Source organism: Chryseobacterium sp. FR054 (genome assembly GCF_056844565.1).
Genome location: NZ_JBXDSA010000002.1, coordinates 976880 through 995421 on the forward strand (window position 1 = coordinate 976880; position 18542 = coordinate 995421).

Genomic DNA, 18542 nt, shown 5'->3' on the forward strand with positions numbered 1-18542 from the left:
TGTGTCATCCTTTATGGTTTTAAGAAATTTCTGATAATAACTTCTCCGTCAGGAGTCAAAATGCTTTCAGGGTGAAACTGCACCCCATGCACATCATAGCTTTTATGCTGAAGTGCCATGATCATTCCGTCTTTATCTACGGCTGTGATTTCCAGTTCTTCGGGAAAGTCATCAGGATTAACGGCCCAGCTGTGGTATCTTCCGACTTCCAGCCCGCTGGAAAGATTTCTGAAAAGTTTAGTATTTTCTTTTACCAGTTCCGCGGAAGTAGCTACCCCGTGGAAAATTTCAGAAAGATTGATCAGGCTTCCTCCAAACGCTTCAGCAATAGCCTGCTGCCCGAGACATACGCCTAAAATACTTTTGCTGGACGCATATTCTCTGATGAGGTCAAGTAAAATACCTGCTTCTTCAGGAATTCCGGGGCCGGGAGAAAGGATGATTTTATCATATTTTCCGATCTCATCTAATGTAATTTCATCATTTCTTACCACATCTACTTTTTCGTTCAGAATCCTTTCGATGATCTGGACAAGATTATAGGTAAAACTGTCGTAGTTATCGAAAACGAGAACTTTAGCTGATGACTGGCTGTTTATATTATTGTTCATTTTTTATTTTTTAAGAGTTGAAAGCTTTTTTAATTCACCACTAATTTGTCTGCCTTATCCACCGCCTTTTTCAGTGCATTTAGCTTGTTATTAACTTCCTGAAGTTCATTTTCCGGAACCGATCTGGCAACAAGACCCGCGCCGGCCTGATAATACAGCGTATTGTTTCTGCTTAAAAAAGTACGGATCATGATCGCCTGGTTACAGCCTCCGTTCAGACCGATCATTCCGATGCATCCTCCATAATAACCACGGGAGTCTTTTTCATACTGATTGATGAGCTGAAGGGCTTTATGTTTCGGAGCTCCGCTTAATGTTCCCTGCGGAAAAGTATCGGAAACCATTTCCAGAGGATTAATATTTGCCGGAATATCGGCTGTAACCTCACTTACCATATGAATGACATGGGAAAAAAGCTGGATCTCCTTGAGTTTGGTAACAGTCACATTTTTACCGGATTTTCCGAGATCATTTCTGGCAAGATCTACCAGCATGGTGTGTTCTGCATTTTCTTTAGGGTCATTTTTTAAAGCTTCAACAGACTGAAGGTCGGTCTCAAAATCTCCCGTCCTTTTAAAAGTTCCTGCAATAGGATGAATTACAGCCTTTCCGTCTTTGATGATCAGCTGGCTTTCCGGGCTGGAACCGAATAATTTGTAATTTCCGTAATCAAAAAAGAAAAGATACGGGGAAGGATTGATATTTCTTAAAGCACGGTATACATTGAATTCATCTCCTTTGAACTTCTGCTCAAACCTTCTGCTTAATACCAGCTGAAATACATCTCCTCTCATACAGTGTTTCTGGGCTGTTTTTACCAGCTCTATATATTCTTCATCCGTAAGATTGGAGGTTTCCTCACCCGTTTTTTCAAAAGGGTAGACCGGAGTATTCTGGTTTTTAATCAGATTTTCCAGCAGATAAACTTCAGACCTCAATCCGCTGATCTGGTTTTCAATGATATGCATTTCATCATTGTAATGGTTGATGGCAATTACATACTGATAGAGTCTGTACCGAAGAATCGGGATTTCAACTTCAGGACTTTGGGGTTTCAGACTGATGTTTTCAAAAAACTGTACCGCTTCAAAACTGGTATACCCGAAAAGGCTTTGAGCAGTCTGTTCAACAGGGTCTGAAGAAGACTCGCATTCGAAAACAGTACGGAACTCATCAAATATCTCTGTAATGTTGCGTTCTCCGATAAACTGCTTTACAGGATCGGCGTTAGGGAGTTTTACTTCAAATTCCGTAAGATTTTTCACCTCTATTCCGGCTATGGCATTGATGGCAATAAAGGAAAAATTATTGTCAATGTTTTTAGAATCCGAACTTTCCAGAAGAATGGTATCCCGGAAACGGTCACGGATCTGAAGGTAAATATTCATCGGGGTATGAAGATCTCCCAATGTTTTTTTCGAAACGGTTTTTATTTTAATTTTTTGAATAGACATCTGCTGCTTTTGTTTTTTTGAGATTAAATCATAAAAAAAGGCTTCAACGGAATCCGTCAAAGCCTATATATTGTTTTTTCTTATTTCTGCTGTAAAATTTAACAACGTGACAATACTTCCAGACCCGACGAAGAGTTTGAAAGCCACCACCACATATTGTTGTTGATATTTAACATGGGACAAATGTAGAAATTTTTTTTGATACAGAAATAAAAAATGTGAAAAAATAAAAAGAACCTTAATATACTTTACCGGTAGTTTGCCCGGTAATATCGTACCCCTTTCATCCCGACAAACAGCATAATAACTCCCATGAATCCGAAAAAAGCAATTATTAAATACGTGTTTTTCTGATGCTCCCTATGGTAATCATTCACAGTTAAATACTGAAAATTGTTTTTATGAATTTCAACGATGCTTATTGTATTGTTGCGTAAATAATTTTCCGGAAAAGGGACTTTTTCTGATCTTAAAATTTTCCTCCTGAACTCTTTGTTTTCAATAGAAAAACTGAGGGTGTCATTCTGTTTGTTTTCGGACATCAATTCGTGAATATAGGTTTGATCTATCACAATACTGCCTATCACAAACTTGATCTCCGGATATTCTTTTAATCTGACGATTAAAGTTTCCCTTCCTCTTTTCCCTTTTTCAATGCTAATATTCTCTTTTAAAACCCCTTTTATTTCAGTAATATGATCGGGGGGTATCCATTGGGTCATAGAAGCCTTCACCGCAATAAAAAAGAAAATGAGGCATGAGATGAAGCAAATCCAGATCATTCTCACATTTGTTTTTTTCTCTATAAAGTCTAGTTTCAATGGATAAAAGTTTAAATTGGATACCATGCAAACTCATTTATACAGCATAAATAAAAATCTGTTTTCATGAGCTAAATTATAAAAAAATGTGAATTAAAAGTTTTTAAAGGGGGAGTGAGGTCCTTATTATTAAAATGAAAAACTTTATTTAAATTTTGAATGTAACATTTGTATAATATCCTGGCCTTTATCCTCATAATGTTCTCTGTATGCGTTGATTAAAAAAAATTATACAAAGCTGATACATAATTCTGATGTATTTTAAACAGTCAAATTAATGTGACTCCATCACTGACGAAGCAGGATGCTTATCCATACGCTTCATCGAATCAACGGAGTTGATTCTACACTTTGCTCCCTAAAATCAACAGTGTTAATCATAATCTTTGCGTAAAAAACGACCATCAGACATTGTCTTTTTAATCTGTAAGGTTGGGTCCTGCTATATAATCTGCCTCATCTGCGAGAATTTACAACCATAAAATCTGGAAACTCGTCTATTCTGTGGAAAATTCTTTTAGCTACAAACCAAAGGTTCCCGGAAGTTAAAAGATGTCAAAGATTTGATAATCATTTGTTTTTTTTAATAAAATTTAAAGACTCTAAAATTCCTACTTGGAACTACCTGACTCTTTCTTTAATTCTTCAAGTTTATTCCGGTATTCAGGATCGTCATAGAATTGCAGATATTCTTCCAAAGCAGCAGAATACTCCCGGATAAACTCCTGGTTGGTCCTGTCTGCTTCGTATTTGATTCTTGCTGAATTTACCGGAGCCAGCTTTTCATACCTGAGAAGGTTTTTTCCTTCCTCCGACTGATCGTAGAGGATGACTATATTTTTTTCATACCCCGGAATATACTTTACCGGAAACGGTTTTTCAACAGCCGGGATTCTGATCGCATTTTCAATAGGATAAATAGAAGCCGTGGTAGTAGAAAAGAACGTAGGAATATATTTTCCATCCTGTTTTTTTACAATCGCTTCATAATCATGGATGTACATGTCGTTTAAGGTAGAGTTGGTCTCAACATCTGACGTGATAACAGCGATACTTTCTGTTCCGTATCGGTTTAGAAACCAGGCATTCAGATACTGCCCGGCAAAGCCGTTCACAATAGCTAAAGGAAGAACAGGGATGAGAAGCCATGCTTTTTTTGTCAGAAATGAAAGCAGTCCGAAGAACAGCAGAAGAACAATCACAGTATAAAAACCATGATGGCTGGTGAAAAACAGGATTTTAGAAATGAAAATCATAGCTTAAAATTAAAATTATCTGCGGACATTGCCGTTATAAAATCATTAAATTTCTATATAAATATCATGAATGTGGACAGATGTCATGAGCTGAAACACTTATTTTTTATATTTTTGTCTAAATTTTATAGAAAAAATAATGAAAAAAGTATTAGCAATCGCATTTATCGGAGGTTTATTGGCTGTAAGCTGCTCTAAAAAACCTGATCATTCATTACAGGACAGCAATACGATGCTGCCGGAACCGGACGCTCCAACCGTAGCTGCAGACTCTACCGCTAAACCTGCTGCAACACCGGCTGCTGCTCCTGCAACTGCCGCTCCTGAAGCTGCTAAAACAGATTCTACTGCGAAAAAATAATGAAAAAATTACTTTTGGCAGGAGTTACAGGATTACTGATCCTTTCCTGTTCTAAAAAAGAAAATACGGCGGTGGAAAGCCTGCCTTCTGAGACCGTTGCGGCTTCAGAACCGGCAAAAGCTGATCTTTCCGGTGAACAGATTATCGGAACATTGGACTGTTCGGGATGCCATGCCGTAAATGAAAGAATGATAGGACCTTCTTACCGCGAAATCGCAGAAAAGTATTCTGATAAGGATATTGAACTGCTGGCTTCCAAGATTATAGAAGGCGGAAGCGGAGTTTGGGGAAGCGTTCCGATGGCTGCCCATCCACAGGTATCTAAAGAGGACGCCAAAAAAATGGTAGCCTATATTTTAAGCCAGAAAAAATAAATATGGCTGCCGAAAAATCCAGTCTGCACACAAGAAATCTGCATCGGGATCCCTATGATTTTGAGCAGCTCATTTCTTGTGTGCCAGAACTGAAACACTATGTTTTTATCAACACCTATCAGACGGCTACCATCAATTTCAGCATTCCTGAAGCCGTAAAATTACTGAACAAAGCCCTGCTGTCTCATTTTTATGACATCAAGAATTGGGACATTCCTGAAGCTAACCTGTGTCCTCCCATTCCCGGAAGAGCAGACTATATACATTATATTGCCGACCTTCTGGCGGAAAAAGAACAGGAAATACCAGCCGGAACTTCAGTAAAAGGTCTGGATATCGGAACAGGAGCCAATCTTATTTATCCTTTATTGGGACACAGATCTTACGGATGGAGAATGACCGGAACCGATATTAATAAGCATTCACTGGAAAATGCACAGCAGATTTTAGATCAGAATCCCGGTCTGTCATCTGCCATTGAATTGAAACGACAGCCGGATTCCGGGCATATATTCAAAAATATGATAGAACCTGAAGAACGGTTTATGTTTTCAATGTGCAATCCGCCTTTCCATGATTCCGAGGAAGCTGCTTTAAAAGGAAGTTTCAGAAAAAGAAAAGGCCTCGGACAGTCGAAATCCAGAAAACCTCTGCTTAATTTTGGAGGACAGCAGTCCGAATTATGGTGTGAAGGCGGTGAACTGGCTTTCATCTCAAAAATGATTGAGGAAAGCTCTTCCTATTCATCCCAGGTTTTATGGTTTACCTGCCTGGTTTCAAAAGGTGATAACCTCCATAAATTAACGGCACTCATCAAAAAAGTAAAAGCGGCTGATTTCAAAATCATTGATATGGCCCAGGGGCAGAAGGTCAGCAGGATACTGGCATGGACGTTTGTTCCTCAGAAGGAGAGAGCGTCGTTTAAAGGTCAATAGTCAATATTGCTTCGCAGGTCAATCATGAATTGTAGCAACCTGTAAAAATTCACTGAAAAGCCATTTCACCATTGCCCATCCATATTTCACAAGTCTCTCATCTCTCCGTCTATTATCTCTCCGTCTGTTATTCCTCCGTCTGTTATCTCCCTTCTCTTCAGCAAAAACTCCCTGCCCGCTACATTTATTAAATTTCTGATAAAAGACATTGACGGTCAAGTCAAAAATGCCTAAATTTGTACGCTTTTAGAAAAATAAGAAATGCAATTATCAGAACAAGAAATCATTAGAAGAGAAAAGCTGAACAAGCTTACTGAAATGGGGATTAATGCGTTCCCTGCGGATGAGTATACCATCACAGATACTACGGAATCTATAAAACAGGATTTTTCTGAAAGTAAACAGGTGAAGATCGCCGGTAGATTGATGTCCCGCAGAATTCAGGGAAAGGCTTCTTTTGCAGAATTGCAGGATTCTAAAGGGAAAATCCAGGTGTATTTCAACAGAGACGAAATTTGTCCGGGAGACGATAAGGAACTATACAATGAAGTGTACAAGCACCTTTTGGATATCGGCGACATTATCGGTATTGAAGGAACTTTGTTTACCACACAGGTAGGAGAGAAGACGGTTTTAGTAAAGAACTTTACACTTCTTACCAAAGCTTTACGTCCTTTGCCACAGGCTAAAACGGATGAAAACGGCGTTGTACACGATGGGTTTACAGATCCGGAACTGAGATACAGACAACGTTATGTAGATTTAACGGTAAACCCGCAGGTGAAAGAAATTTTCGTGAAAAGAACAAAACTGTTCAATGCCATGAGAACGTTCTTCAATGATGCAGGATATTTTGAAGTGGAAACACCTATTTTACAGTCTATTCCCGGTGGAGCAGCTGCAAAACCGTTTATCACCCATCACAATGCTTTAGATATTCCATTATATTTAAGAATTGCCAATGAGTTGTACCTGAAAAGACTGATCGTTGGTGGATTTGACGGTGTTTATGAGTTCTCAAAAAACTTCAGAAATGAAGGAATGGACAGAACCCACAACCCGGAATTTACAGCAATGGAAATCTATGTAGCCTATAAAGACTACAAATGGATGATGGATTTCACCGAAAAATTACTGGAATTCTGTGCGGTTCAGGTAAACGGAACTACAAAAGCTACTTTCGGGGAGCATGAGGTAGACTTCAAAGCGCCTTATCCGAGAGTCTCCATGACAGAAGCGATCCTGAAATTCACAGGTTTTGATATTACAGGTAAAACTGAGCAGGAATTATATGATTTCGCCAAGTCTATCGGTATCGAAGTAAATGAGACGATGGGTAAAGGGAAGTTAATTGATGAGATCTTCGGTGAAAAATGTGAAGGAAACTTCATCCAGCCGACCTTTATTACAGATTACCCGGTTGAAATGTCTCCACTCACTAAAAAGCACAGAAGCAAAGAAGGCTTAACCGAGCGTTTTGAATTGATGGTATGCGGAAAGGAAATCGCCAACGCCTATTCAGAGCTTAATGACCCGATCGACCAGAGAGAGCGTTTTGAAGCACAGATGGCCTTATCGGAAAGAGGAGATGACGAAGCGATGTTCATCGATCAGGACTTCCTGAGAGCCCTTGAATACGGGATGCCGCCAACTTCAGGACTTGGAATTGGTATGGACAGACTGATCATGTTCCTTACCAACAATGCATCCATCCAGGAAGTATTGTTCTTCCCTCAGATGAGACCGGAGAAAACAGTCCCTCAGATTGAACTGGGTGAAGATGAGAAAGTAATTCTTGAGATCCTTAATTCACAGGAAGAGCCGATGGCTTTAGCTGAAGTGAAAGACAGAAGTCAGCTGTCCGGAAAGAAATGGGATAAAGCTTCCAAGACTTTAACGAAAAATAACCTGGTGAAAGTGGAAAAGATTGATGAAAATCTTTTGATGAAACTGGTTTAAAAATATACTGGATTATAAGTTTAAAAGAGTGAGCGTTATGTTCACTCTTTTTTGTTGTCAGATGAGAGAAAAAGAGTATATTAGCCGGTAATAAAAACATAATTGCTATGAAAAAAATAATCACCACAGCTTTGGTGCTGGCTGCTGTAATGGCTAACGCACAGGTTACTCTGACCTTAGATCCCAATTTCGGAAATAACGGACTTGTAGAAGTTAATAATGTACACCCCAACGGATTTTTACTGAATTATTTTTTTAAAGGAGACCAGCTTATCGTTTCCTATCATGGAGAATCTGATGATGATCCGCAGACCAATGACGAAAATACTAAGTTTTTAAAGATAAACAGTAACGGTACATTAGATGCATCCTACGGAATAAATGGATCTATTACTGTACCGGTTCATGAAGCCTATTCTTTTTATGCCGGAGACTCATATGTCTATCTGAACGGCGGAAAGAAATATCTGGCTGATGGAAGCTTAGATACAGCTTTTGGTAACAGCGGAACTCTGGATGTAAGTCCAAACTACCAGTACTTTAAAGTTCTTCCGGACGGTAAAATATTGGCAAGAACAGAAAATAGCTTTTGCAGGTATACTTCTTCAGGAAATTTTGATCTAACCTTTGGAAATAATGGATGTCAGCCTATAAACCCTGCTGTACCGGTACCGCAATATGCAGTATACGAAGGCTTGGTAAAGGGGATAGGGGTACAGGAGATTGATCCGGATATTGTACAGCCTGATACTGAATATGTGAGAAAATTTAATATGAATTCCGGAGATCTGGATGCTTCATACGGAAACAATGGGTATGGAATTGCTTCAGACAGTCCTAAATATCTGCAGACATTGTGGTTTAATCAGGACGATAGTTCTGTTATTAATATAGTTAAGGAGAATAATGATTTTCCTCCAACAGGCAACTTCTTTTTAACCGGAACCAAAGCGGACGGCCATCTGGATCAGACTTTCGGAAATGCAGGATCAATCAGTATCGGAAGCACTGTTACATCCGGTGGAGATACTTATTTTCACAGTAAAGTAGCGGGTTATGGTGATAAAGTATTTATTTTGGAAGAAGATACAGCACCATTAAACAATCCTTATGTCAAAAAAATGGGTATTGTCTGCTATTCCCGTTCAGGAAGTAATCAGCTGATCAATAACAGCCAGATGCTTGCCATTGAAGTGCCGGTTTCGGATATGAATGAGACGGAACCCCGCTTTATGGAAGTAAAAGGTAATTATCTTTATCTGTTATGCGGAAAAAAAATATTCAGATATATTGTCGGACAGGAAACACTTTCTGCTGTTGAAAGCCTGAATTCACCTGCGCAGGTAGCTTTTGAAAATCCGTTTAAAGATCAACTGACTATTCATACAAAGGAAAAAATCAAAAAGGTGAGGGTTTATAATGGGAACGGGCAGCTCGTTCTGGAGTCAGAAGATTTACAGCTGAATACATCCTCACTTCTCAACGGTATTTACCTGATTAAGATTACCACAGCATCCAATCGTATAATATCTAAAAAGGCAGTTAAAAATTAGGATCATCTCAGACTGTTTACAATAATAAAACCGGTACACGCTAGGAGGTACCGGTTTCTTTTTTCCATTTCCGAAGCTGTGCCCTGAAATTCTTAAACGGAGCTGCCGTATTAATATGAATCCATTTCCAGACGGGCCATTTTGCAGGAGTGGTTGCCCATTTTCGCTGTTCCGGAATAAATAAGGTGTCATGATCAAGGCTTTCAATCCACTCAATAATCCCATCCACCTGTTTTCTAAGCAACTCTCTCTGCTGTTGCAGACTGTAAGAACCATATTTTTCGTAAAAAGATTCATACAGTCCTTTTAGATTATTCCATTTGTATTCCGGCGTGGGTGTTTTTACTTCAATACCTTTCTTCTCATCAGATTCCCACTGTAAAAGGAGGCCGGTCCAGCCCAGCTGATAGGAAATATTTTGAGCAGGTGTTTTATCAACTCCCGGTTTCAGCAGATCTTTTTCTTCTTCTTTGATATCGTCGAATTCCTGATCATAAAGCAGATAATTCTTTTTTATAGCATCGGTCAGATCCGTCTTGTTTTCATATTGCACCACACTCTGATTATTTTCTCTGTTTGCTGAACGAAGCCATCAGGTAGAATAAAAACGGAAGAATAAACAGGGAACCCAGCATCAAAGCCCAGCCAAGAGCGGCAATGGTTTTCGGCGGAGCGGTATGTACCAGTAAGGAAAGATGCTGTCCGTTTCCTAATAAAATAATATCGGGATTATGCTGATACGTAGCTGCAACGAGGATCATAACCATCTGAAAGCCGGCGAGAGCACGTACAGGAAGTAATTTCTGCCTGTTCATCGCTCTGAGAATGAGCAGTAAGGCAATCGTAGCAAAAGCAATGGCCATAATTCCCAAAGGTTTTGAAAATACCCACATCAGAAGGGGAATGTCTGAAATATAAGCCGTTAAAAATACCAGAAGTCCCGTGATAACCACAAAGATCATGGTCTGTTTGGATTTTCTGATCATCAGGAGCAGATCCGCTTTATCGCGGGTTTCCCTCAACGAAAAGATAGAAGCCAGATAAGCACAGAGTGCTACGGTAAACAATCCCACGGAAACCCCGAACCAGTTCAGCCAGCTGAAAACGTACAGATCCAGGAAACCAACTGCGTCAGGATTGATGGAATGCGAGACCGTAGCTGCGGCAATTAAGCCCAGGAAAAACGGGGTCAGAAGGCTCGCATAATAGAAAATCTGGGTATATAGAACCTGCCAGCTGTCTTTCACGGCATCATAATGTCTGAAAGTGAAAGCCGTTCCTCTTGCGATAATTCCCAGAAGCATTAATACCAGGGGGATATGAAGATAGGTAGACATGGTAGTATAAATTTCCGGAAAACCTACAAAAAGGATCACAATGGCGATGATCAGCCACATATGATTGGCTTCCCATACCGGAGCAATGGATTCATACATGATCTCTTCCGTTTTATGGCGTGCTTTTTTATGGGTGAAAAGTTCTACAATTCCGGCTCCGAAATCGGCACCGCCCAAAATGATATAAAGACAGATGGAAAGCCAGAGAAAACCTATAACAATGTAGATCATGATTTTTTGTTTTTATCGTTAAACTGAGGGTCGGTAGGATCATAAAGTCTCGGTACCATCCGGATCTGTCTTCTGAGCAGGAAAATAATGATCAGGGATAACGATACGAAAATAGCCGTAAAGAAGTAGAAAGAATACTGTATTCCCGGCATCGGCGTTACGGCATCTATCGTTCTCATCACTCCGTAAATGATCCAGGGCTGCCGTCCGACTTCTGTAACGGTCCATCCTGCTTCTAATGCAATATATCCAAAAGGAGTTGCAATCATGAATGTTTTCAGTAGCCAGTTTTTGCCGAGCCATTCTTTTCTGAAGAAATGAGCATACAGATAAACAGCCCCAATGCATATCATCACCATCCCGAAAAAGATCATGATCTGAAAAGCATAATGCGTAACGGCAACCGGAGGCCATTCATCTCTTGGAAAATCGTTCAGACCTTTTACCTCAGAATTAAAATCATTGCTCACCAGGAAACTCAGTACTTTAGGAATTTTCAGCGCATATTTTATTTCACCTTTTTCTTCATCAGGAATACCGCCGATAACAAAAGCGGCTCCTTTTTCCGTCTCAAAATGAGCTTCCATAGCGGCAAGTTTAATCGGCTGTCTTTCCGCAACAGATTTGGCAGCAATATCACCGCTTAAAGGCGCGCCAAAAGCTCCGATCAATGCAAATCCGGCTGCAATCCTGAAGGCTTTGGTGTGAAACTCCACATTCTTCTTTTTCATAATTAAAAAGGCATGCACCCCCGCTACTGCAAATCCGGTAGCACAGAAGGCAGCAACAGTCATGTGAAGAGCCTGTGGAAACCATGCATCATTGAACATGGCTTTAATAGGATCAATATTTACATACTCTCCGTTGATATAATCGAAGCCGGAAGGGGAATTCATCCATGCATTAGCGGCAACGACCAGGATTCCGGAAGCCAGACCGCTTAATCCAACCAGAAATCCGCAGAACCAGTGAAACCATTTGTTGAATCTTTCCCAGCCGTATAAAAAGAACCCGATGGCAATAGCCTCAATAAAAAAGGCGGTTCCTTCCAGGGAAAACGGCATTCCGAATATGGGACCTGCATGCTTCATAAATCCGGGCCAGAGAAGTCCCAGCTCAAAAGAAAGCATCGTTCCGGATACGGCACCCGTAGCAAAAAGAATAGCCACTCCTTTGCTCCAGGCTTTGGTAAGCCCTTTGTAGACTTCATTTTTTGTTTTAAGGTATTTCCAGTGGGCGAATGCCATCAGAAAGGGCATCACCATACCTACACAGGCGAAAATGATATGGAAGCCCAGAGACAGAGCCATCTGAGCGCGGGCCGCAATAAAATCATCCATAATATCAACTTTTTGAGTAAATAAATTTACGTATAAATTATTGATGTATCATATGATTTACAACAGCAGAAATCCGGGAAATCAGTTTTAACTTTGATATTTTTTAAGAACATAAGGCTTTTGTCACAGAGATAAGAATTCTATTTTAAAAAGTGATAAAAAATTGATTTTTAAATGGTAATGATTTTTATCAATTACTCTAAAAATACCCGCAGGCTCAGGTATGCTTTTTTTATGCTGATAACAATACTTTTTTGACATTTTTTAACTTTCGTACCTCGAAAAAAATCACGATATTTGTAGGTCTTTGCATTTCGCAGGATTTAATAATTTAATATGAGTCAGAAACAATATACAGCTAGTAGTATTCAGGCATTGGAAGGAATGGAACACGTTCGTATGCGTCCTTCAATGTACATTGGTGATGTAGGAGTAAGAGGTCTTCATCATTTGGTTTATGAAGTAGTAGATAACTCTATTGACGAAGCGTTGGCAGGATACTGTGACACGATCTTTGTTGCCATTAAAGAAGGAAACGGAATTGAAGTAAGCGATAATGGTAGAGGTATCCCGGTTGATTTTCACGAAAAAGAACAGAAATCAGCCCTTGAGGTTGTTATGACAAAAATCGGAGCCGGAGGTAAATTTGACAAAGACTCTTACAAGGTTTCCGGAGGTCTTCACGGAGTAGGGGTTTCTTGTGTGAATGCGCTTTCCAATGAAATGATCACTACGGTTTACAGAGACGGAAACATCTATCAGCAGATCTATTCCAGAGGAAAAGCACAGACTGGTGTAGAAGAGATCGGTCACAGTGAGAGAAGAGGTACCAAGCAGTTTTTCCAGCCGGATGATACTATTTTTACGGAACTGGTTTACAACTATGATACTCTGGCCAGCCGTTTAAGAGAACTTTCTTACCTTAATAAAGGAATTACCATTACCCTTACCGATGAAAGAGAGAAGCTGGAAGACGGTTCTTTCAGAACAGAAGTTTTCCATTCTGAAGGCGGTCTTAAAGAATTTGTAGCCTATATCGACGGAAACCGTGAATCCATCATGGAGAACGTGATCTTTATGGAAGGGGAAAGAGATGATATCCCGGTGGAGGTAGCCATGCGTTACAACACTTCCTTTAATGAGAATCTTCATTCTTATGTAAATAACATCAATACCCATGAGGGAGGTACTCACCTGGCAGGTTTCCGACGTGCTTTAACGAGAACCCTTAAGAAATATGCTGATGACTTAGGTATTCCACAGAAAGAAAAAGTGGAGATTACAGGAGATGACTTCCGTGAAGGTTTAACAGCCGTGGTTTCTGTAAAAGTAATGGAACCTCAGTTTGAAGGGCAGACCAAAACAAAACTGGGGAACTCTGAAGTTTCAGGAGCCGTAGATAAGATTGTTGGAGAAATGCTTACCAACTTCCTTGAGGAAAACCCTAATGAAGCAAAACTGATCGTTCAGAAAGTGGTTCTGGCTGCAAAAGCGAGACAGGCAGCCAAAAAAGCCCGTGAAATGGTTCAGAGAAAATCTCCGATGGGAGGTTCAGGTCTTCCCGGTAAACTGTCGGACTGTTCATCCAAAGATCCTGCAGAATCTGAAATCTTCCTGGTAGAGGGAGACTCGGCAGGTGGTACAGCCAAGCAGGGGAGAGACAGACATTTCCAGGCCATTCTTCCGTTAAGAGGGAAAATCCTTAACGTTGAAAAATCCATGCTTCATAAAGTATATGATAATGAAGAGATCAGGAATATTTATACCGCTCTTGGTGTTTCCGTAGGAACGGAAGAAGACAGCAAGGCTTTGAACCTGACGAAATTAAGATATCATAAGGTAGTAATCATGACCGATGCCGATATCGACGGTTCTCACATTTCCACACTGATCCTTACCTTCTTCTTCAGGTACATGAAAGAACTTATTGAAAACGGATATATTTATATTGCACAGCCGCCTTTATATTTATTAAAGAAAGGAAACAAGAAAGTATATGCCTACAATGAAAAAGAGCGTGAAGAATTTACCCTTGAAATGTCTCCGGATGGAAAAGGCGTAGAAGTGCAGCGTTACAAAGGTCTTGGAGAAATGAACCCTGAGCAGCTTTGGGAAACAACCCTGAATCCTGAACACAGAATCTTAAAGCAGGTAACCATTGATAACGCAGTGGAGGCCGACAGTATTTTCTCCATGCTGATGGGAGACGAAGTGCCTCCACGAAGAGAATTTATTGAAAAAAATGCAAAATATGCTAAGATTGACGCATAATTGTGAAAAATATAAATAAAAAAAGACTTCAGAAATGAAGTCTTTTTTTATTTATAGTAGTTAAATTGAAATAAAAAAATTAACATTTATTAAGATTTTATTATTTTTGCCCAATTGTAATAACTATGATGAAATTTCTGATCTTAGGGGCAATATCCACAGCCTCAATCTATTTTGCCCAGACTTACCCCGTTTCGGCAATTCCTGAAAACTTAAAGAAGAATGCCGATGTAGTGATCCGGAAAGATTTTACAACAGTCCAGATCAATAAAATTGATGAGATCCAGTATTTGAACAATACTGTAACAACCGTTCTGAATAAAGAAGGAGATGCCAAAGCTGCCATATATATTCCCTATAAAAAAGGAGATAATATTTCCGATGTAAAAGTGACGGTGTATGACGGAAGCGGAAAGAAAATAAAAAGTTTTTCGAAATCCGATTTCGGAGATTTTGCCAATAACAGACAGGGCGTGTTTTATTCGGATAGCAGATTTCTGGCATTGCCGTATACTTCAGGCCAATATCCGTATACTATTGATTTTTCTTATAAGATGGAAGTTGAAAATACCGTTTTCATTCCTGATTTTGTTCCTTTTTCCGATCATAATATCTCTTTGGAAGAAAGTCAGTTTAAAATCATCAATAAATCCGGAATTGAGCTGAGAACCAAAACATATCCGTCAAAATACGACTATACCTCCGTTTCAGTCAGCGATAATGGAGGAGAAAAAATATTTTCCTATAAAAATGTACCTGCTATCGACGATCTGTTGATGCTCCCGCAGCCTGTGAAAATTTTACCGAAAGTAAGTTTTGCCCTTACAAAATTTAACCTCCAGGGAAAACAGGGAACTCTGAATAACTGGACCGATTTCGGAACCTGGTACTATAATAATCTTGTTGAACCTGTTTCCGTAGCCACCCCTGCCATTAAAGCAGAAGTTGAAGCTTTGAAGTTAACAGGATCCACGGAAGAAAAAGTGAGGAAACTTTACCAGCACATGCAGTCGAAAACCCGTTATATATTTGTAGGACTTGGGATTGGAGGCTGGCTTCCTATGCTTCCTGATGAGGTTCAGAAAAAAGGTTACGGAGACTGTAAAGGCCTTACCAACTATATGAAAACCCTACTGAATGAAGCTGGAATTCCTTCTAACTATTGTGTGATCAACTCCGGTTCATCACAGGTTTCCTTTGATCCGGATTTTCCTGCGATGGGAGGAAATCATGTCATTCTTATGGTTCCTACCGAAAAAGGTAATATCTGGCTTGAGAATACATCCCAGCAGATAGCTTTCAATCATTTGAGCTATAATACAACAGACAGAAATGTTCTTTCCGTAACAAAAAAAGGTATAGAGCTGATTAATACCCCTTCATATACTGCCGAACAGAACGGAGAAAAACAGAAACTGAAAATTAATCTTCATGAAGACAGCAGCATTACCGGTGAAGGGCAGTTTGTTTATACCGGAAGCCAGTATGATTATAACCTGGCCTATGCATACATGTCACCAAACGAGAAAACGGAAGCTGTAAAAAACAGGCTGGATGTTCTGAATTTTGAAAAGGCCGAAATGAAAAACTTTGTCAATGATAAAGATCATGCAGCCATAAAATTTGATATGGATTTTAAAGCAGGAAACTACTCTAAAAATATTGGAAGCGGATTGATATTCAGGGCTGTACCTGTTTTCGGTAACTACAATTTTAAAACAGATGAAAAAAGAGAGCTGCCATTTGAAATAGGGCAGTCCTATGAAGACGATTATGAAATTGGTTTTATCCTTCCGAAAAATTATAAAATTGATGAAATTCCTGATAATGTATCAATAAACTCAGAATTTGGAACCTACAAACTGAATATTTCTAAAAACGGCAGCGAAGTAAAAGTAAGCAGACTTGTTAAAATCAACAAAGGTACATTTCCAAAGGAAAAATATAACGATTATATCAATTTTAGAAAAAAAATGATCAATGCAGACAATTCAAAAATTTTAGTAACAAAAATATAAAACATACCCATGAAGAAAGTCCTATTACTGACCTTCTGCTACTGCAGCCTGGTATTCATCAGCGGTCAGAAACACGAGTTCCTGGATCCTCCTAAATTTAACAATGAAGATCTTAATAAAAATAAATCTGCGTTGGATGAAAATGCGCCCGCTGAGATTTTATACCGGTCAGTGCATTTCAATATTGATCCTTCCATCGGGAAGCTGCGTAAAAATGTGTTCTGCAGGGTAAAAATCTACGATAAGGACAAAGCGGAAGACTGGCTGAATCTTGAAATTCCGCTGTATCAGAATACTTCAAGCATAGAAACCCTCAGCAAGATAAAAGCTTTCACTTATAATCTTGAAAACGGAACAGCCGTTGCTACAAAAGTTGACAAAAGCTCAAAATATAAAAGTAAGGAAAGCAAATATACAACGGTCACCAAGTTTGCATTTCCAAACGTGAAGAACGGTTCAGTAATCGAATACCAGTACGAGGTGGTATCCCCGTTTGTATATGCAGTTCCTGAAGTACTGATAGAATCGGATACCCCTTCTTTATATACCGAGTATGTGTTTGATAGTCCTGTTACCATTGCATACAATGTGAATTATACAGGAAATTTAACCCCTAAATACAAAGAGGTTGATGAGAGGGTTTTATACGGATCGGATCACAGAACTTATAGACTGGGCTTTGAAAACCTGAAAGGATTTAAACACGAAAAATTTGTAAAAAATGACAGGAATTACCGTACTAAAATAAGTGCGGAGCTTCATTCTACCAATGTTGGAGATCTGAAAATGTATTCCTCATCCTGGGAGCAGATTAAAGAAAAACTATATAAGGATGAGGATTTCGGAGAAGAATTAAAAAGAACAAAACTGGCAAAAGAAAATATGCCGGCCGGTGTTGCAGAGCTGAAGAACAATACTGAAAAAGCAAATGCGATTTTTGATTATGTGAAAAATACATTCACCTGGAACGGAGACAGAGGAATCTATACAGAAAACGGAATAAAAAAACTCATTGAATCCAAAACAGGAAATGCAGCCGAAATTAACCTTTTCCTGATCATGTTGCTGAGAGAAGCAGGATTAAAAGCAGATCCTCTTATTATTTCCACAGTAGATCACGGGCTTATCAATCTGGTATCTCCAAGCCTTGCCAGTACAAACTTCGTGCTGGCCGCTGTAACTGCTAAAGAAGGATACCAACTGTATGACGCCACATCGAAGCAGTCTTCAATGAACAACCTTCCGCCAAGAGACTGGAACGAGTACGGTATTCTTATTGCAAAGGAAAAGGCATTACAGATACAGATGTCTAATGCAGCCGTTAGTTTTAATTATCTTACAGCGAATGCTAAAATTAATGATGATGGCAGTGTTTCCGGAACCTATACCGATAAAGATACCGGAACTTTCGGAATGCTTGTGAAGGAAAGATATGATGAAAACGCTGAAAAATATAAGAAACAGTACAAAGAAAATTTCTCAATAGATTTTACGGATATTAACTGTAAAGTACTGGAAAACGGAGAATTTGAAAGTACCATGAAGTTTTCATCGGAAAATATGATCGACAGGGTAGGAAAGAAAATGATCATCAATCCTATGCTTTTCCTGGGAAAGATCTCCAATGAATTTGATCAGACAGAAGCAAGAAGATATTCTATCGATTTAATATCTGCTTTTACCAAGCAGAAAAAGGTTACTTTGGAAATTCCGGAAGGCTATGTGATTGAAGAAATGCCTAAAAACAAAAAAATTGTTACCGACGACAAAGAGATAGAATACAGCTATACTACCAATCTGAAAGGAAATAAGCTGGAAATCACATCAGTCATAAAAGTTTTAAGTCCGGATTATCCGAAAGAATATTACCCGGCTTTCAAACAGATCTGGAATACCGCTTCAAAAAGTGAAAACCAGGTGATCAGCCTGGTGAAAAAATCATAATATGCGGATCTGGCACACAAAAAAACATAATTTTTTCAAAACCATTCATCTTTTTGAATGGTTTTTGCTTTGTTATC

Annotated in this window: 15 protein-coding genes; 8 read left to right on the top strand and 7 right to left on the bottom strand. The window is 39.2% G+C overall.

What is annotated here, in order from left to right; translation table 11 throughout:
• Window positions 1–11: 11 nt before the first annotated feature.
• The 4 genes from AC106S_RS11720 to AC106S_RS11735 form a co-directional block, all read right to left on the bottom strand.
• Window positions 12–611 (bottom strand): anthranilate synthase component II, encoded by a 600-nt coding sequence (locus tag AC106S_RS11720; protein WP_482439272.1) that lies wholly within the window; start codon window positions 609–611, stop codon window positions 12–14.
• A gap of 29 nt (window positions 612–640) precedes the next feature.
• A complete protein-coding gene (locus AC106S_RS11725; protein WP_482439274.1) occupies window positions 641–2065 on the bottom strand; it encodes an anthranilate synthase component I family protein in 1425 nt (474 codons plus the stop codon).
• 248 nt (window positions 2066–2313) lie between these two features.
• Window positions 2314–2847, bottom strand: a complete 534-nt coding sequence (locus AC106S_RS11730) for a hypothetical protein (RefSeq protein WP_482439276.1) — start codon at window positions 2845–2847, stop codon at window positions 2314–2316.
• Window positions 2848–3497: 650 nt separating this feature from the next.
• Entirely contained in the window at window positions 3498–4142 is a 645-nt protein-coding gene (locus AC106S_RS11735) for a hypothetical protein (protein WP_482439277.1), read from the bottom strand.
• A gap of 139 nt (window positions 4143–4281) precedes the next feature.
• Here AC106S_RS11735 and AC106S_RS11740 point away from each other — a divergent pair, with 139 nt between their 5' ends.
• The 5 genes from AC106S_RS11740 to AC106S_RS11760 all read left to right on the top strand — a co-directional run bounded on the left by AC106S_RS11740 (window position 4282) and on the right by AC106S_RS11760 (window position 9324).
• Window positions 4282–4503, top strand: a complete 222-nt coding sequence (locus tag AC106S_RS11740) for a hypothetical protein (protein WP_062697021.1) — start codon at window positions 4282–4284, stop codon at window positions 4501–4503.
• Entirely contained in the window at window positions 4503–4877 is a 375-nt protein-coding gene (locus AC106S_RS11745) for a c-type cytochrome (RefSeq protein ID WP_482439279.1), read from the top strand. Before AC106S_RS11740 ends, AC106S_RS11745 begins: the two co-directional genes overlap by 1 nt.
• A 2-nt stretch (window positions 4878–4879) precedes the next feature.
• Window positions 4880–5812 (top strand): 23S rRNA (adenine(1618)-N(6))-methyltransferase RlmF, encoded by a 933-nt coding sequence (gene rlmF, locus AC106S_RS11750; protein ID WP_482439280.1) that lies wholly within the window; start codon window positions 4880–4882, stop codon window positions 5810–5812.
• 261 nt (window positions 5813–6073) lie between these two features.
• Window positions 6074–7771: a lysine--tRNA ligase gene (gene lysS, locus AC106S_RS11755; protein ID WP_482439282.1), complete on the top strand. Its 1698-nt coding sequence runs from the start codon at window positions 6074–6076 to the stop codon at window positions 7769–7771.
• Between the two features lie 107 nt (window positions 7772–7878).
• On the top strand, window positions 7879–9324 hold the full coding sequence (locus AC106S_RS11760; RefSeq protein ID WP_482439283.1) for a T9SS type A sorting domain-containing protein: 1446 nt from the start codon (window positions 7879–7881) through the stop codon (window positions 9322–9324).
• 40 nt (window positions 9325–9364) lie between these two features.
• Here the strand turns inward: AC106S_RS11760 and AC106S_RS11765 are convergent, their stop codons facing one another.
• The 3 genes from AC106S_RS11765 to AC106S_RS11775 are packed head-to-tail and all read right to left on the bottom strand — an operon-like array spanning window position 9365 to window position 12232.
• Window positions 9365–9880 (bottom strand): ClbS/DfsB family four-helix bundle protein, encoded by a 516-nt coding sequence (locus tag AC106S_RS11765; RefSeq protein ID WP_482439284.1) that lies wholly within the window; start codon window positions 9878–9880, stop codon window positions 9365–9367.
• 7 nt (window positions 9881–9887) lie between these two features.
• Window positions 9888–10892: a cytochrome d ubiquinol oxidase subunit II gene (locus tag AC106S_RS11770; protein ID WP_482439286.1), complete on the bottom strand. Its 1005-nt coding sequence runs from the start codon at window positions 10890–10892 to the stop codon at window positions 9888–9890.
• Entirely contained in the window at window positions 10889–12232 is a 1344-nt protein-coding gene (locus AC106S_RS11775) for a cytochrome ubiquinol oxidase subunit I (RefSeq protein WP_482439288.1), read from the bottom strand. Before AC106S_RS11775 ends, AC106S_RS11770 begins: the two co-directional genes overlap by 4 nt.
• Window positions 12233–12568: 336 nt before the next feature.
• Here AC106S_RS11775 and gyrB point away from each other — a divergent pair, with 336 nt between their 5' ends.
• The 3 genes from gyrB (at window position 12569) to AC106S_RS11790 (ending at window position 18465) form a co-directional block, all read left to right on the top strand.
• A complete protein-coding gene (gene gyrB, locus AC106S_RS11780; protein ID WP_482439289.1) occupies window positions 12569–14503 on the top strand; it encodes a DNA topoisomerase (ATP-hydrolyzing) subunit B in 1935 nt (644 codons plus the stop codon).
• 125 nt (window positions 14504–14628) lie between these two features.
• Window positions 14629–16521 (top strand): DUF3857 domain-containing protein, encoded by a 1893-nt coding sequence (locus AC106S_RS11785; RefSeq protein ID WP_482439291.1) that lies wholly within the window; start codon window positions 14629–14631, stop codon window positions 16519–16521.
• A gap of 9 nt (window positions 16522–16530) precedes the next feature.
• On the top strand, window positions 16531–18465 hold the full coding sequence (locus tag AC106S_RS11790) for a transglutaminase domain-containing protein (protein ID WP_482439293.1): 1935 nt from the start codon (window positions 16531–16533) through the stop codon (window positions 18463–18465).
• The last annotated feature ends 77 nt before the right edge of the window (window positions 18466–18542 follow it).

What these genes read in the sequence shown, in the direction of transcription:
- AC106S_RS11745 (WP_482439279.1), top strand. Translation starts at nt 4,503, where the DNA reads ATGAAAAAATTACTTTTGGCAGGAGTTACAGGATTACTGATCCTTTCC.
- rlmF (WP_482439280.1), top strand. Translation starts at nt 4,880, where the DNA reads ATGGCTGCCGAAAAATCCAGTCTGCACACAAGAAATCTGCATCGGGAT.
- AC106S_RS11725 (WP_482439274.1), bottom strand. Translation starts at nt 2,065, where the DNA reads ATGTCTATTCAAAAAATTAAAATAAAAACCGTTTCGAAAAAAACATTG.
- gyrB (WP_482439289.1), top strand. Translation starts at nt 12,569, where the DNA reads ATGAGTCAGAAACAATATACAGCTAGTAGTATTCAGGCATTGGAAGGA.
- AC106S_RS11760 (WP_482439283.1), top strand. Translation starts at nt 7,879, where the DNA reads ATGAAAAAAATAATCACCACAGCTTTGGTGCTGGCTGCTGTAATGGCT.
- AC106S_RS11740 (WP_062697021.1), top strand. Translation starts at nt 4,282, where the DNA reads ATGAAAAAAGTATTAGCAATCGCATTTATCGGAGGTTTATTGGCTGTA.
- AC106S_RS11720 (WP_482439272.1), bottom strand. Translation starts at nt 611, where the DNA reads ATGAACAATAATATAAACAGCCAGTCATCAGCTAAAGTTCTCGTTTTC.
- AC106S_RS11775 (WP_482439288.1), bottom strand. Translation starts at nt 12,232, where the DNA reads ATGGATGATTTTATTGCGGCCCGCGCTCAGATGGCTCTGTCTCTGGGC.
- AC106S_RS11735 (WP_482439277.1), bottom strand. Translation starts at nt 4,142, where the DNA reads ATGATTTTCATTTCTAAAATCCTGTTTTTCACCAGCCATCATGGTTTT.
- lysS (WP_482439282.1), top strand. Translation starts at nt 6,074, where the DNA reads ATGCAATTATCAGAACAAGAAATCATTAGAAGAGAAAAGCTGAACAAG.
- AC106S_RS11730 (WP_482439276.1), bottom strand. Translation starts at nt 2,847, where the DNA reads ATGATCTGGATTTGCTTCATCTCATGCCTCATTTTCTTTTTTATTGCG.
- AC106S_RS11790 (WP_482439293.1), top strand. Translation starts at nt 16,531, where the DNA reads ATGAAGAAAGTCCTATTACTGACCTTCTGCTACTGCAGCCTGGTATTC.
- AC106S_RS11785 (WP_482439291.1), top strand. Translation starts at nt 14,629, where the DNA reads ATGATGAAATTTCTGATCTTAGGGGCAATATCCACAGCCTCAATCTAT.
- AC106S_RS11770 (WP_482439286.1), bottom strand. Translation starts at nt 10,892, where the DNA reads ATGATCTACATTGTTATAGGTTTTCTCTGGCTTTCCATCTGTCTTTAT.